The 322-nt window shown below is 43.8% G+C and carries 1 protein-coding gene; it reads right to left on the bottom strand.

The window, feature by feature from the left end:
* A partial coding sequence (locus AAEZ00_RS20795; protein ID WP_351089775.1) for a hypothetical protein occupies window positions 1-322 on the bottom strand: 322 nt, incomplete at both ends.

Raw genomic sequence — 322 nt, 5'->3', positions numbered from 1 at the left:
CGGTTATCGTTATCACGTAGAGAATGAGTAGGATTACCAAATCCATCCCATTGGTATTGTTGCTGAACACTGGTTTTGTTGCCAGTAGGGTTATCCGATACACGAGTATGACTGTCACTGACGAGTTTGCTGATGTTGTTATAGCGAAATGACTTAACATCGGGTGTGCTTTTGGTTTCAGGCCCTTGAGAGGTTTGAACCTCACTAGTTGCGCCCTGCTCTGCTACTTCGCTATCACAGCGAAGTAATTGATGTTGCTTATCGTATTGATAATGTCTTGATGCGAACAGAGCTGACTCTGATGAGGCAAGCTCTTCTAATA

Source organism: Shewanella sp. S1-49-MNA-CIBAN-0167 (assembly GCF_040310145.1).
Classification (GTDB): Bacteria; Pseudomonadota; Gammaproteobacteria; order Enterobacterales; family Shewanellaceae; genus Shewanella; species Shewanella psychromarinicola.
The sequence above is the reverse complement of the archived record's forward strand: the minus strand, read 5'-3'. Positions and strand labels throughout refer to the sequence as shown.